The following is a 13,031-nucleotide window of genomic DNA, read 5'->3' on the forward strand; positions in this document are numbered from 1 at the left end:
GAGCGCGCCGATCTTCCTGACCAGCGATTTATCCGGGACGGGGCCCGCAGTCGGGCCCCGTCCCGGTGGGGTGTCAGTGCCCGCCGCGGATCAGGTGGAGGGCGAAGCCGCGGTCGGTGGACATCCGCGGGGTCTTGACCTCCGTCACGCCGGTGGCGTCGTCGTGGAACCAGCCGGAGCCGGCCGCGTCGAGGGCGGCCGCGGAGCCGAGCTTCGGCAGCGGGCCGCCCTGGGTGACGACCAGCCGGGGCGCGGCCTGGCCGTGGACGGTGAAGCGGTAGCTGCGGGCCTCCGGCTTGCCGCTGTAACTGCCCTCGCTGGCACCGACGTCGACGGTGGTGACGGCGCCGTTCGCGTGCACGTCGACGCGCTGGGTGGCGGCGGATCCGCCCGCGTACTGGCGGGTGACGCCGTCGTCCTCGTACAGGGTGTAGCTGGAGTCGCCCTGCGGGTAGAGGTCGTAGTCGAGCTCGCCGCGGTCCCTGGTCTCCCAGGAGAGCGTGCCCTTGGGCCACATCGGGACGATCGCGCCGCCGCGGACGAACAGCGGCAGGGTGTCGAGCGGGGCCGAGTAGTTGTCGATCGTGGTCGGGCCCTGGTAGGTGCGCCCGGTCCAGTAGTCGGTCCAGGTGCCGGCCGGCAGGTGGATGCCGTTGCGGACGGCGGTGTCGGAGTAGACCGGGGCGACCAGGAAGTCCGGCCCGGCCAGGAACTCGTACTTCGCGTCCGGGCCGAGCGCGGCCGGGTCGTCCGGGTACTCCAGGGCGAGCGGGCGCACCGCGCCGATGCCGGTCCGGGTGGCCTCCGCCGAGAGGGTGTACATGTACGGCAGCAGCCGCTCCTTGAGCTGCAGGTACTTGCGGTTGATCGAGGTGTACGGCTCGCCGTCCAGCCACGGCTGCTGGTCGCGCTGCTGCTTGCCGGTCATGTCCTTCGCCCAGCCGTCCATCGTCATGATGGTCGGGATGAAGGCCTTCCACTGCAGGTCGCGGGTGTACATCTTCGGGTCGCGGCGGAAGATCGAGCCGACGTCGCCGGTGTCGTACGCGATGCCGGACATGGTGGCGCCCGCGTAGGTGGGGATCTGCCACCGGATGTAGTCCCAGGACAGGCTCTGGTCGCCGCTCCACAGCACGCCGCAGCGCTGCGCGCCGGCCCAGGAGACGGGCAGCCAGACGAAGCCGCGGGCGTCGCTGTTGTCCTCGATGCCGGCCTTGGCCTGGTCGCAGGCGTTCAGCGCGAAGTCGTAGCCGTTGCCGACCCAGGCGACGTCGAGCTTGCGCACCCGGACGCCGGCCTTGACCTCGGCGGCCTGGTTGGGCAGGCCGTTCTGGGTCCACAGGCCGAGCTGGGCGTGGTCCTTGCGCAGGCCCGTGCCGGTCTGCGGCAGGTTCTCGTAGCCGCAGCCGTAGCCGTCGTTGACCAGCATCCAGCCGAGCGGCATCTGCTGCTGGACGTAGCCGTCGGCGATCTTGAGGGCGTCGAGGGTGTGGCGCTCGCCGCGGTTGGCGTTGTGCAGGTAGCAGTCGGAGTCGCCGGGTTCCAGGCCGTAGACCGGCGGCATGAACGGCTTGCCGACCAGGGCCGTGTAGCGGCCGATCACGGACTTCACGTCGCCGGTGAAGTAGTAGGCGTCCAGGCGGCGTTCCTGCTGGCCGGTGCGCACGGGCGAGCCGAAGTCGTAGATCCCGGGGGCGAAGGTGTTGCGGAAGACGCCGTAGCCGGCGGTGGAGACGTAGAACGGCTGCGAGTTGTTGTAGCCGCCCTCGTTCCAGTCGAAGCTGTTGGCGACGTGGACGGTGTGGTCGCGGTGCGAGAAGCTGCCGTTCTGCTCGCCGCCGCCGAAGAACTGCTCGTCGGCGCCGCGCCGCAGGCTCTGCCGCAGGCCGCTGGTGCTCCAGCGCAGCGGGGCGTCCTCCTGCCAGATCGCGGTGCCGTCGGCGTGGTACAGGCCGAACCGCAGCGGGTGCTTGTAGACCCGCAGGACGGTGTCGCCGGCGCGGATGCCGTAGTAGTCGCCGGCGTCGAACGAGCTGGTGTCGCGCCGGGGTTGGGGCTGGGTGCGGACGATGGTGCTGCCCGCCGGGTCGGTGAGCACGCCGTCCGGGGCGGCGCGCAGGCGCAGCTGGTCGTCGGCGAGGAAGTCGACCTTGGCCCGGAGGGTGCCGGCGGCGATGTCGTAGCTGCCCTGGCCGCCGCTGAAGGAGGTGAGGTCCCCGGCGTCGCTGGTCTGCGGGAGGTAGACGCGGCCGGTGAAGGAGCCGCCGTGCACGTCGTAGGGGACGACCAGGACGTGGTAGGTGCCGGAGGCCTTGGGGATGACGGTGGCCTCCGGGTCGGCGGTGCCCGCGCTGGAGGCGACCTGCTTCCCGGCGGCGTCGAAGACGTACAGGTCGAAGTCGTCGGTGGGGTTCTGCCACTGGACGGAGACCGGGACGCCGCCCTCCGGGTTGTCGTCCCAGTAGCCGGCCGGCACGTTCACGGTGACGTCGAAGCGGCCGCAGACGGCGCCGCCCGGGTCCTGGTCGGCGCCCGGGCAGCTGGTGGCATCGCCGAGGGTGCCCTTGGCGTACTGCGGGCTCTGCCAGGTGGCGCTCTGGTGGTCGCGGTCGAGGACGGCGGACGGGGTGGTGGCGGCGTGGGCCGGGAGGGCGGGCCCGGCGAGGGCGGCGAGGCTGGTCAGGGCCGCGGCGAGGGCGGCCCGGCGCAGCCGGGGTCGGTGCAGGCGCACGGTGGTTCCTCCGGTCGGGGGTGTCCAAAGGGCCAGGGGAGGGCGTTCCTTGCAGGGGAGGGCGTTACTTGACCGAGCCGGCGGTCAGACCGGCGACGACCTTGCCCTCGATCAGGGCGAACAGCACGATCACCGGCACGATGGCGACGACCGAGCCGGCGAACAGGTAGTTCCACTGCACGGTGTAGTCGCCGATGAAGCTGTTGATCCCGGCGGTGAGCGGCTGGCTGCGCACCGCCGTCGAGAGGGTCAGGCCCATCACGAACTCGTTCCAGGCCGCGATGAAGGTGAAGATCAGCGCGGTCACCACACCGGGCATGGCCAGCGGCAGCACCACCCGGCGCAGCGCGCCGAACCGGCCGAGGCCGTCGATCATCGCGGCCTCCTCCAGCTCGACCGGGATGGAGCCGATGTAGGCGGTGAGGATCCAGACGGCGAAGGCCAGGTTGAAGGCGGCGTTGCAGAGGATCAGCGTCCAGACCGAGTTGAGCATGTCGAGCTGGTAGAACTCGCGGTACAGGCCGACCAGCAGCGAGGTCGGCTGGAACATCTGGGTGACCAGCACCAGCAGCAGGAACAGCCTTCGGCCCCGGTAGCGGACCCGGGCGGTGTGGTAGGCGGCGGGCAGCGCGACCAGCAGCGCCAGCAGGGTGGAGCCGCCGGCGACCAGCAGGGTGACCCGCAGGTTCGCGCCGAGGGTGGAGTCCCGCCAGACGTCGACGAAGTTGGACCAGGCGAAGTGGTGCGGCAGGTAGCCCGGGTCGCGCAGCTCGTCGGCCGGGCGCAGCGCGGTGACGGCCATCTCCAGGTAGGGGAGCAGGAAGACGGCGGCCAGCAGCCAGGCGGTGGCGGCGAGCAGCAGGGTGCGGGGCGTGAGGCGGCGGCTGGTCAACTCTCCTCCCGGTTCCAGCGGCTGACCTTGAGGAAGAGCAGCACCAGCAGCACCACCAGGGCGAAGTTGACCACCGACATGGACGCGGACTCGCCGATGTCGGTCGCCTTCAGCTGGTACATGAACACCGTGCTGGTGGCCGTGTCGCTGCTCGGGCCGCCCTGGGTCATGCCCCAGATGACGGGGAAGGAGTTGAAGACGTTGATCAGGTTGATCACCAGCCCGACCAGGAACGCCGGGCGCAGCAGCGGCAGGGTGATCCGCCGGTACGCCTGCCAGGCGCTCGCGCCGTCCACCTTGGCGGCCTCGGACACCTCGGCGGGCACGGTCTGCAGGCCGGCCAGCAGGGTGTAGGTGGTGAACGGCAGCGAGACGAAGACGGCGACGCCGACCATCCACGGCCAGGCGGTGGACGGGTCGCCGAGCCAGTCGCGCGGCCCGTCGATCAGGCCGAGGTCGGTCATCGCGGTGTTGAGCACGCCCGCCGTGCGGTCGAGCATCCAGCGGAAGCCGATGGCGGTCATCAGGACGGACGCCGCCCAGGGTGCGATCAGCGCCCAGCGGGCGAAGCGGCGGCCGGGGAAGCGCTGGTCGAACAGCTGGGCCAGGCCGAGCGAGAGCAGCATGGTCAGGCCGACGACGGCGACGGTCCACAGGACGGTGGCGAGCAGGACGTGGCCGAGGTCGGTCTCGCCGAACAGCTTGCGGTACTTGTCCAGCCCGGCGGAGCCGCGCACGAAGCCGCTGGTGCTGATGCGCAGGAACGAGGTGCGCACCATCTCGTAGACGGGCCACAGGACGACGAACAGGATCAGCAGGACGGCGGGCGCGATCCACGGCAGCGGGCCGAGCCGGCCCCGGCGGCGCGGCGTCCGCGCGGGCGGTGCGCCCCGGGTGGGGGAGGGGGAGTGCTGGGACAACGGGCGTGCCTCTCACAGGGGTTCGGTGCAGGAGCGGCGTGGTGGCGTCACCGGGGCGCTACTTGTCGGCGGCGGTGTCCTTGGCCTTCTTCTGCAGTGCGCCGAGCACCTTGGCCGGGTCGCCGGTGAGGGCGGTGCCGACGGTCTTCTTCAGCTCCGCCGAGACGGTGTCCCAACTGGTGTCGCCGAGCGGGTAGAAGGCGGCGTGCGGGAGCAGCGCGAAGAAGGGTTCGAGGTCCTTGTGCTTGCCGCTGCCGGTCATCTCGCGCAGGGTGTCCTGGGTGACGGGCATCAGGTTGTACGTCTCGTCGAACCGGAGCGTGTTGTCCTTCGCGTAGACGAAGTCGAGGAAGGTGCGGATCTGGTCGCGGTGGCCGTTCTTCTTGAAGGCCATCGTCCAGTCCGCCACGCCGAGCGTGGACTTGAGCGGGCCGGTCTTGCCGGGGATCGGCGCGACGCCGTAGTCGACCTTGCCGTCGCGGGCCATCTGGATCAGCGAGGGGTGGCCGTTGAGCATGCCGGCCTTGCCTGCGGCGAAGTCGGCGAACGCGGTCTTGCGGTCGGTGGTGGCCGGGTTGGCGTAGGTGAGGCCGGGGTCGACCAGATTGGCCTTGAGCCAGCTGAAGGTCTCGACGTTGGCCGGGCTGTCGATGGTGTACGCGCCGTCCTTGTCGGTGGGGCCGCCGCCGTTGCCGAGCTCCCACATCATGCTCTCGCCCTGGGCCTCCTCGGGGCCGAGCGGCAGGGCGTACGGGGTGGTGCCGGGGGCCTTGGCCTTGAGGAGTTCGGCGTCCTTGCGGACGTCCTCCCAGGTGGCGGGCGGCTGGCTGATGCCGGCCTGCTGGAACAGGGTCTTGTTGTAGAAGAGGGCGCGGGCGGAGGAGACGAACGGGATGCCGTACTGCACGCCCTTGACCTGGCCGGCCTCGGCGAAGCTGTCGATGAAGTTGGCCCGGGTGCCGGTGGAGAGCACGTCCTCGGCCTTGTAGAGCAGGTCGTCGGCGACCTTGTCGGCGTAGCCGCCGGTCTGCAGCACGTCCGGCACGTTGCCGCTCTGGATCATGGTGCGGACCTGCTTGTCGATGTCGTTCCAGTTGACCACCTGGACGTCGACCCGGATGTTCGGGTTGGCGGCGGTGAAGGCGGCGGCCAGGTTGTTCCAGTACGTCCGGGAGCTGTTGGACTCCTTGTCGCCGTAGTCGGCGGCCACCAGCTTGAGCGTCACCTTGCCGTCCGCGTCGGCGCCGCCGCCGTCGCTGCCGCTTCCGCAGGCCGTGAGGGCGAGGGCGCCGAGGGCGCAGGCCGTGGAGAGAGCCAGGAATCGTTTGTGCACCGCAGTTACCGCCTTCGTACGCCGTTGTGCTTCGATCGGGATCCGTCGTGATCCGAGATGCTTGAAGAGCGCTTGTTTTGAGCAGAATCGAAAAGTGCTGGCTGCGTCGGGCAGTATTCCCGAGGCGGGCCGTCCGGTCGAGGTGGTCACGGGAGACCGTTATCGGACCGTTGCATGACAATTTCGGCTGCAAAAAAACGCCCGGCCGGAGGGCGGCCCGGCCGGGCTCGACGAGGTGACGATACGTCAGGCGCGCCGGACGCGCAGGCCGTTGTCGGTGATCGCCTCCTCCTGGGCGGCGCTCAACTCGTCGTCCGTGACCAGCTCGTGGACGTCGGTGAGCGGGCAGATCCTGGCGAAGGTGACCCGGCCGACCTTGGTGCTGTCCGCCAGCACGACCGACCGCGCGCTGCTGCGCAGGAAGGCCCGGTCGGTCTGGGCCTCCATCTCGTCGTGCGTGGTGCAGCCCTCCTGGGTCAGGCCGTCCACGCCGATGAAGGCCAGGTCGAGGTGGTACTCGGCGAGCATCCGCTCGGCGGCCGGCCCGACCAGTTCGTAGCTGGTGGTGCGGGCGATGCCGCCCACGACCACCAGGCGCACCTCCGGGCGGACGATCAGGTCGGCCGCGATGTTGACGGCGTTGGTCACGATGGTGATCCCGCCGCGCTCGGCCAGCACCCGGGCCAGCTCGCTGGTGGTGGTGCCGCCGGTCAGGCCGACCACTGCGCCGTCCGGCACCAGCCGGTCGGCCGCCAGCGCGATCCGCCGCTTCTCCGCCTGGCGGGTGCCGTGCTTGTGACGCAGCGGCAGTTCGAGGTTCACGGCGCCGGTGACGGCCCCGCCGCGGGTGCGGTGCAGCAGGCCCTGGTCGTGCAGTTCCTGCAGGTCACGGCGGACGGTGGCCGGGGACACCTGGAGGAGGGCGGCCAGCTCGTGTACGTCGGCGCTGCCCGCCTCGGCGATGTGCGACAGAATCCGGGCGGTCCGGTCAGCTTTGAGCATGGCCGAAGTGTAGTGGGCGCGGTTTCCGGCCCCTTCGCGCAGAACCGCTCAGCGGCCCTCGTCCTCCGGCGGCAGCCAGCGGCTGGTGCCGGCCTTGCCGGGGGCCAGGCGGTGGACGACCTCGGCCAGTTCGACCGTGGCCTGCTCGATCCGCCGGTAGGTCTCGCGCTGCTCGGCGACGATCGCGGCCAGCAGCAGGCCGGTCAGCGCCGCGCACCCGTTGAGGGCCTGCAGCATCACCATGGCGGCGACCAGCCCGTGCCCGGCGAACGGACCGGCCCGGTTGGTGGCCGCCGTGATGGTGACCAGCGAGACCAGCAGGACGCAGGGCGCCGCCCCGAGCAGTTGGAAGCGCAGCGCCGCCCAGATCAGGAACGGGAAGACCAGGAAGAGCAGGCTCAGCGTGGTCGAGGTGGCGATCACGGTGGCGCCGGCGGTGCTGGCCAGCAACAGGACGGGCTCCACCCAGTCGGACGGGCGGCGATCGGCGGGGAGCCGGGCCGTGCGCAGCGCCAGCGCCAGCGGGGTCACCACCAGCACCCCCATCGCGTCGCCCGTCCACCAGGCCGACCAGGTGGACCAGAACCCGCCGGCCGGCAGGTCGCCGTTCAGGACCAGGACGGCGGTGCCGATGGTGGAGCTGATCAGCATTCCGGCGAACGCCCCCAGGAAGACCAGCGCCATCCCGTCCCGGAGCCGGTCCAGCTCGATCCGGAACCGGGCCCGGCGCAGCATCAGGCACGCGGCGACCGGGGCCAGCGTGTTCCCGGCCACGACGCCGAGCGAGCCCCAGGTCGGCGGCCCGGAGGAGGCGATCACCAGGAAGGCGCCGAGCGCCACGGCCGGCCAGGTGCGGAGCCCGAACAGCAGCAGGCAGGTGAGCGCGATCCCGGTCGGCGGCCAGAGCGGGGTGACCCTGGCCCCGCCGATCACCACCTGCTCCAGCAGTCCGATCCGCCCGGCCGCGAGGTAGACCGCGGTGACCGCGAGCAGGCGCAGGGCGGCCGGGGCCCGACGGCGGAGGGCGCGGGGGCTGGGCGTGGAGGTCGGCGGCACAGCAGCCATCTGACTACGGAGGGGCGGCGCGGTGCGGGCGTGACACGCGCGGGCCGGCGCGGGGGTTCCCGGCGGGGGTTCTCAGTCGTCGTGGCGCAGCACCAGCACCGCGGCGTCGTCGGTGTGCCCGGTCAGGTCGGCGACCTCCAGCAGTTCGGCGGCCAGCACGTCCGGCTCGTCCGCGACCCGCTCCCGCAGGACGGCCGCCACCCGGTCCAGCCCGGCCTCGATCGGGAACTGCGGCCCCTCGACCACCCCGTCCGTGACGAGCGCGACGACCCCCGTCCCGGTCAGCGGGTGGTGGCTCACCGGGTACGTCTGGCCGGGCAGCACGCCGAGCGGCGGGCCGCCGTCGTCGTCGGCGCACTGCCCCCAGCGGCCGTCGGCGTCCGCCCAGACCGGCGGAACGTGCCCGGCCCGGGCGTGCGACAGGTCCCCGGTGGCCGGGTCGTAGCGCAGGAAGCTGCAGGTGGCGAAGCGGCGGCTGTCCATCGAGATCAGCAGGTCGTTGGCCCGGCTCAGCACCTCGCCGGGGTCGGCGGCCGTGCTCGCGACGGCGCGCAGGCCGACCCGCACCTGGCCCATGATCGCCGCCGCCTCGACGTCGTGGCCCTGGACGTCACCGAGCGAGAACGCCACCGAGCCGTCCGGCAGCCGGAAGCCGTCGTACCAGTCCCCGCCGACGCTCAGCCCGTGCCGGGCCGGCGCGTACCGGGCCGCCGCCCGCAGGCCGGGCTGCTGCGGCAGGGCGGCCGGCAGCAGCTCGCGCTGCAGCGCCTCGGCCAGCTCCACCCGGGCCCGCTGCAGCTCGGCCTGCTCCAGCGCGGAGGCGGTGAGCCGGCCGAGCTCGGTCAGCAGGTCGTCCGCGCTGGGGCGGTCGGCGGGGCGGCGTCGGATCATCGGCCCTCCGGCGGGGTGCGGGGCGGGGTGATCAGACCAGCCTATGTCGGCCGAACGGGCGACGGCCGCTCGACGGCCCCCACGGCCCTCCCGCGTCGGCGCGTCGCGCGGGGCGGGCGCTCCCCGCGCGGCGAGGTCCGGTGCCGTCCTCGGGCCCGGGGTGCTCGCGGTCCGGGCGTTTCGGCGGTTCCCGATGGCGGTCTCGGCGCTTCCCTCCCGAGCGAGGACCCGTGCGGCGGCCCGTTCGCCTCCCGGTCACGCCCTCACCCGGCGGCGGTCAGCACCCGCAACTCCGGCGGGCCGTCCAGCAGTTCAGCCGTCCGCTCCAGCGAGCGGGTCAGGTGCGGGCTGGCCAGATGTGCCTCGAACGCCTCCCGCGTCTCCCACTCCTCCACCACCACCCAGGCCCGCGGGTCGTCCGGGTCCACGTAGTTCCGGTACGACAGACATCCCGGCTCGGCCAGGCTGGCCGCGACCATCGACCGGGCCTGCTCCCGCATCTCCGCCTCCCGCCCCGCCCTGGCCCGCAACACCGCCACCGCCGTGATCCGCTGAGACACCGTCACTCCCTCTGGTCCGCGCTCCCGCTGTCCCCGGTCCGAACAGCCCGGACCGGCGGGATCTTCCCCGCCCCGGCGACGAAGGCGCACGGGTGTGCCGCCGTACGGCAGGTCGGGCCCCGGGTGCTTGCCATGTACCGCCGTGACCTATAGGCACGATCCCGAAACCGTGCGTGACACCTGGAGGTCTCGGCCATGAGCGTGACGAATCGGTACAGGGATGCCTGGGAGGGCTTCTGGCGGGATGCCCCCGAGGAGCCCGGCTCGGTGATCTGGGACGCGGAGCCGGCGCTCACGGCGGAACGCCATCTCGCACTGTTCCGGCCGCACCTGGCGGACGACCGGCTTCCGCTCGTCGACCTCGGCTGCGGGAACGGCACCCAGACCCGCTTCCTCGCCGACCGCTTCCCGCACGTCCTCGGGGTCGACCTGTCGGCCGCGGCCGTCGACCTGGCCCGGCGCGGGGACGGGGCCCGGCGCGGGGACGGGGCGCGACGGGCCGGGTTCGCCCAGCTGGACGCCACCGACCCCGCGGCCGTCCGGGAGCTGCACGAGCGCCTGGGCGACGCCAACGTGTACGTCCGCGGCGTGATCCACCAGAGCGAGCCGGCCGACCGTGGCCCCGTCGCGGAGGCCGTCGCCGTGCTGCTCGGCGGGCGCGGCCGGGGCTTCGTCGTCGAGTTGGCGGAGGCGGCCAAGGGCGTGCTGGCGCGGCTCGCGCAGAACCCCGCCGGGCCGCCCCCGAAGCTGCGCCCGGTCCTCAGCCACGGCCTCGCCCCGGCCGAGGTCGCCGACGAGGCCTTCACCGACATCCTCCGCGCGGCCGGCCTCGGCGTTCTCGCCTCGGGCGACATGCCCCTGCTCACCACGGAGTTCACCCCGGACGGCACCCGGATCGAACTGCCGGCCCACTGGGTCGTGGTGGGCGCGGACGGCCGGCGGCCGGGCCCGAGCTGAACCGCTGGCCGCGGTCGAGGAGGTCACGAACCCCCGGTGAACGCGGCGGCGTGGTCGGCGGCCCACTGGCGGAACGTGCGCGGTGCCGTCCCGAGGATGTCGGCCACCGTGGTGGTGACGTACGCGGGCCGCCCGACCGCCGCGCTCCACGCGGCGAGCAGCATGTCGGCGACCGGAGCGGGCGCCGCGCCCTCCAGCCGGCTCCGGAACTCGTCCGGTGTCATCTCCTCGAACGCGATCCGGCGCCCCAGGGCGTCGCCGATGGCGGCCACCTGGGCGGCCTGGGTCAGCGATTCGGGCCCGGTGAGGACGTAATCGCGCCCGACGTGCCCGTCCTGGTGGAGCGTCCGGGCCGCGACGGCCGCGATGTCGCGGTCGTCGACCGGCGCCGTCTCGGCGGCGCCGTACGGCCACCGGACGGCCGCGCCGGCCCGGATCTCGGGCACCCACCAGGCCAGCGCGTTCGACGCGAACATCCCCGGCCGGATGATCGTCGACTCCAGGCCGGCGGCCGCGATGAGCCGCTCGATGTCCGCGTGCAGCGCGGCCGCGGGATTGGGCTGCTGGAAGAACGGGTGCGGCGTCCGGTGCGGGGACGACAGGAAGACGACCCGCCGGACGTGGGCGGCCAGCCGCTCGACGACCGCCGCGGCGGTCCGGGGCGGGGCGGTCCAGACGAGGAGGACCGCGCCCGCGCCGGCCAGCGCGGGATCGAGCGACTCGGGCACGGTGAGGTCGCCGGTGAAGACCTCGACCTCCGCCGGCAGTGCGGCCGCCGCCTCGGGGCGGCGGGTGAGGGCGCGGACCGGCACGCCCGCGTCGAGGAGGCGGTCGATGGTGAGGCGGCCGATCCGGCCGGTCGCACCGGTGACGAGTACGGGGGGAACGTCCATCAAGGGGCTCATGCTGTCGCTCATGCCGTCCATGAAACCGTTACTCGGTTAAAAAGGCAACCTGGTCAAGAAATGGACGAGGTTGGGCGGGGCGGTCACTCGGTGAGCCGATTCGCGTCGTCTCTGCCAGGCTGAGACCGGGACCAGGTTGAAGGCGCGGTGTCGTCGTGCGGCACCGCCGTTCCCGAGGAGGCCGCGAGGATGGCTGCGCGGAAACCGGCTCCGGACGACCGCCGGGCCCATGCGGCGGCGCTGCGGGCGGAACAGGCCCGCCGGGATCGGCGCCGGCGCCTGCTGGTGCGCGGGACGATCGGCCTGGTGCTCCTCGCGGTGGTCGGCGGGGTCGCCACCGCGATCGCCACGGACCAGAACTCACCCCGCTCCGCGCCGGGGATTCCGGCGCACCCGCGGACCACGGCCGAGGGCCGCACCACCCCGCCGCCCTGGCCGGCGCCGGGCGATCCGGCGGCCGCCGTGGCCGCCGCCGGGCTCCCGATGCTCGGCGCGGAGGGCACCGAACTGCACATCCACGCCCACCTGGACGTCCTGGTCGACGGCAAACCGGTCGAGGTGCCCGCCCTGGTCGGCATCGACGAGGCCGCCCGGCGGATCAGCCCGCTGCACACCCACGACGGCAGCGGGGTCATCCACGTCGAATCCCCGGCGAAGGCGGACTTCAGCCTCGGGCAGTTCCTCACCGAGTGGCAGGTCTCCGCCTCCGCGGACCACCTGGGCGGCCTGAAGACCGACGCGACCCACACCCTGCGGGCCTACGTCAACGGCCGTCCGGTCGACGGCGACCCGGCCGCGATCCCGCTGAACGCGCACGACGAGATCGCCCTGGTCTACGGCACGGCCGCGGAGAACGCCGCCGTCCAGGTCCCGAGCAGCTACGCCTGGCCCGCGGACCTCTAGCGCCGAATCGGGCAATGTTTGCCCTGGTGACGACTTCGCGGAGGCGTTCGTCGGCGGCGTGCTTGTTTCGCCGGATGATGGAGCGGCGGATCATGCTGCCCTGGGCCTTGTGGCTGGGGTGGTCGGTGCCGTCGAGGGTGAAGTACTGGAGGTTGAGGGGGCCGAACTCGACGGAAGCAGGCGGGCGCCCTCAATCCCTGGTGCCGACGAACCGGGCCCGACCCGGCGAGATCTTGCTCGCCGCCTCGATCCCCTCCTAGGATCAACTTCGCTTGGCCGGGCCACCGCACACGGATGTGCCCGCAGTTCATCTAGGGGGATTTCTTGAAGCGCCAACTCGCGGCCTTCGGAGCAGCGGCAGCCACTGTCGCCGGGCTCATCACTTTCGCTCCCGCCGCTTCCGCGGCGGACGGCTACTGCAGCACGGCCGTCTCGGCCCCGTACGGGATTGGTCTTTCGCTGATTCCCAGCACGAGCGGCGGTTCGACCTCGTGCCTCATGGAGAACGGCTCCAGCGGGGACGACGTGGTGCAGCTCCAGCGGAGCCTCGCCGAGTGCAACGGCATCAGCGTGGGCCGGTGGGGCGCGGACGGCGAGTACGGCGGTGACACGGAGAGCGCCGTCCGGACGTTCCAGCAGGGGCACAACCTGTCCCCGGACGGTGTCTACGGTCCGGCCACGCGCAGCGCCATGCTGTGGAACGTGTACGACTACAGCGGCAACTGGACCGGCTGCCGTCACCTGTAGGACGGTCCGGGCACGGTTCGTACGAACGCCCGGCCGGGGTTTCCCGGCCGGGCGTTCTGCGTGCCCCCGCCCCGGACGGCTCAGGAGGGCTCAGGGCGTCACCGTCCAGTCCGGAGCGGCGGCGT

12 protein-coding genes and 1 pseudogene are annotated in these 13,031 nt (G+C 72.7%); 3 read left to right on the forward strand and 10 right to left on the reverse strand.

Going from position 1 to position 13,031, the window contains the following annotated elements:
* Positions 1-73 precede the first annotated feature (73 nt).
* The 8 genes from AB2U05_RS35980 to AB2U05_RS36015 all read right to left on the reverse strand — a co-directional run bounded on the left by AB2U05_RS35980 (position 74) and on the right by AB2U05_RS36015 (position 9,394).
* The gene (locus AB2U05_RS35980) at positions 74-2,731 is read right to left on the reverse strand and encodes a TIM-barrel domain-containing protein (RefSeq protein WP_369185637.1); all 2,658 of its coding nucleotides are present in this window, start codon (positions 2,729-2,731) and stop codon (positions 74-76) included.
* A gap of 64 nt (positions 2,732-2,795) precedes the next feature.
* Entirely contained in the window at positions 2,796-3,623 is an 828-nt protein-coding gene (locus AB2U05_RS35985; RefSeq protein ID WP_244178900.1) for a carbohydrate ABC transporter permease, read from the reverse strand.
* Positions 3,620-4,543, reverse strand: a complete 924-nt coding sequence (locus AB2U05_RS35990) for a carbohydrate ABC transporter permease (protein ID WP_369185638.1) — start codon at positions 4,541-4,543, stop codon at positions 3,620-3,622. Before AB2U05_RS35990 ends, AB2U05_RS35985 begins: the two co-directional genes overlap by 4 nt.
* 58 nt (positions 4,544-4,601) lie before the next feature.
* Complete coding sequence (locus tag AB2U05_RS35995) at positions 4,602-5,876, reverse strand: extracellular solute-binding protein (RefSeq protein ID WP_369185639.1); 1,275 nt, start codon at positions 5,874-5,876, stop codon at positions 4,602-4,604.
* 246 nt (positions 5,877-6,122) lie between these two features.
* Positions 6,123-6,878 (reverse strand): DeoR/GlpR family DNA-binding transcription regulator, encoded by a 756-nt coding sequence (locus AB2U05_RS36000; protein ID WP_045699931.1) that lies wholly within the window; start codon positions 6,876-6,878, stop codon positions 6,123-6,125.
* Between the two features lie 48 nt (positions 6,879-6,926).
* A complete protein-coding gene (locus tag AB2U05_RS36005; protein WP_369185640.1) occupies positions 6,927-7,943 on the reverse strand; it encodes an MASE1 domain-containing protein in 1,017 nt (338 codons plus the stop codon).
* A gap of 72 nt (positions 7,944-8,015) precedes the next feature.
* Positions 8,016-8,834, reverse strand: coding sequence for a PP2C family protein-serine/threonine phosphatase (locus AB2U05_RS36010; RefSeq protein ID WP_045699933.1), 819 nt, complete (start codon positions 8,832-8,834; stop codon positions 8,016-8,018).
* 263 nt (positions 8,835-9,097) lie between these two features.
* Entirely contained in the window at positions 9,098-9,394 is a 297-nt protein-coding gene (locus AB2U05_RS36015; protein WP_369185641.1) for a putative quinol monooxygenase, read from the reverse strand.
* A gap of 195 nt (positions 9,395-9,589) precedes the next feature.
* Here AB2U05_RS36015 and AB2U05_RS36020 point away from each other — a divergent pair, with 195 nt between their 5' ends.
* On the forward strand, positions 9,590-10,351 hold the full coding sequence (locus tag AB2U05_RS36020; RefSeq protein WP_369185642.1) for a class I SAM-dependent methyltransferase: 762 nt from the start codon (positions 9,590-9,592) through the stop codon (positions 10,349-10,351).
* A gap of 23 nt (positions 10,352-10,374) precedes the next feature.
* On the opposite strand, the gene AB2U05_RS36025 is transcribed toward AB2U05_RS36020, so the two are convergent.
* Positions 10,375-11,268: an NAD(P)H-binding protein gene (locus AB2U05_RS36025; protein ID WP_369185643.1), complete on the reverse strand. Its 894-nt coding sequence runs from the start codon at positions 11,266-11,268 to the stop codon at positions 10,375-10,377.
* A 177-nt stretch (positions 11,269-11,445) separates the two neighbouring features.
* On the opposite strand from AB2U05_RS36025, the gene AB2U05_RS36030 reads away from it, so the two are divergent.
* Positions 11,446-12,159 carry a hypothetical protein gene (locus tag AB2U05_RS36030; RefSeq protein WP_208615515.1) on the forward strand — a complete coding sequence of 238 codons (714 nt, stop codon included), beginning with the start codon at positions 11,446-11,448 and terminating at the stop codon, positions 12,157-12,159.
* Positions 12,160-12,169: 10 nt separating this feature from the next.
* On the opposite strand, the pseudogene AB2U05_RS36035 reads toward AB2U05_RS36030, so the two are convergent.
* Positions 12,170-12,310, reverse strand: a pseudogene (locus AB2U05_RS36035) (transposase); the annotation flags it as partial.
* 347 nt (positions 12,311-12,657) lie between these two features.
* Here AB2U05_RS36035 and AB2U05_RS36040 point away from each other — a divergent pair.
* Positions 12,658-12,906, forward strand: coding sequence for a peptidoglycan-binding protein (locus AB2U05_RS36040; RefSeq protein ID WP_369185644.1), 249 nt, complete (start codon positions 12,658-12,660; stop codon positions 12,904-12,906).
* The last annotated feature ends 125 nt before the right edge of the window (positions 12,907-13,031 follow it).

The sequence above is a fragment of the Streptomyces sp. Y1 genome (genome assembly GCF_041053115.1).
In the GTDB taxonomy this organism is placed as follows: Bacteria; Actinomycetota; Actinomycetes; order Streptomycetales; family Streptomycetaceae; genus Kitasatospora; species Kitasatospora rubellomurina.

What these genes read in the sequence shown, in the direction of transcription:
- AB2U05_RS36025 (WP_369185643.1), bottom strand. Translation starts at nt 11,268, where the DNA reads ATGAGCGACAGCATGAGCCCCTTGATGGACGTTCCCCCCGTACTCGTC.
- AB2U05_RS36040 (WP_369185644.1), top strand. Translation starts at nt 12,658, where the DNA reads ATGGAGAACGGCTCCAGCGGGGACGACGTGGTGCAGCTCCAGCGGAGC.
- AB2U05_RS36020 (WP_369185642.1), top strand. Translation starts at nt 9,590, where the DNA reads ATGAGCGTGACGAATCGGTACAGGGATGCCTGGGAGGGCTTCTGGCGG.
- AB2U05_RS36030 (WP_208615515.1), top strand. Translation starts at nt 11,446, where the DNA reads ATGGCTGCGCGGAAACCGGCTCCGGACGACCGCCGGGCCCATGCGGCG.
- AB2U05_RS36010 (WP_045699933.1), bottom strand. Translation starts at nt 8,834, where the DNA reads ATGATCCGACGCCGCCCCGCCGACCGCCCCAGCGCGGACGACCTGCTG.
- AB2U05_RS36000 (WP_045699931.1), bottom strand. Translation starts at nt 6,878, where the DNA reads ATGCTCAAAGCTGACCGGACCGCCCGGATTCTGTCGCACATCGCCGAG.
- AB2U05_RS36005 (WP_369185640.1), bottom strand. Translation starts at nt 7,943, where the DNA reads ATGGCTGCTGTGCCGCCGACCTCCACGCCCAGCCCCCGCGCCCTCCGC.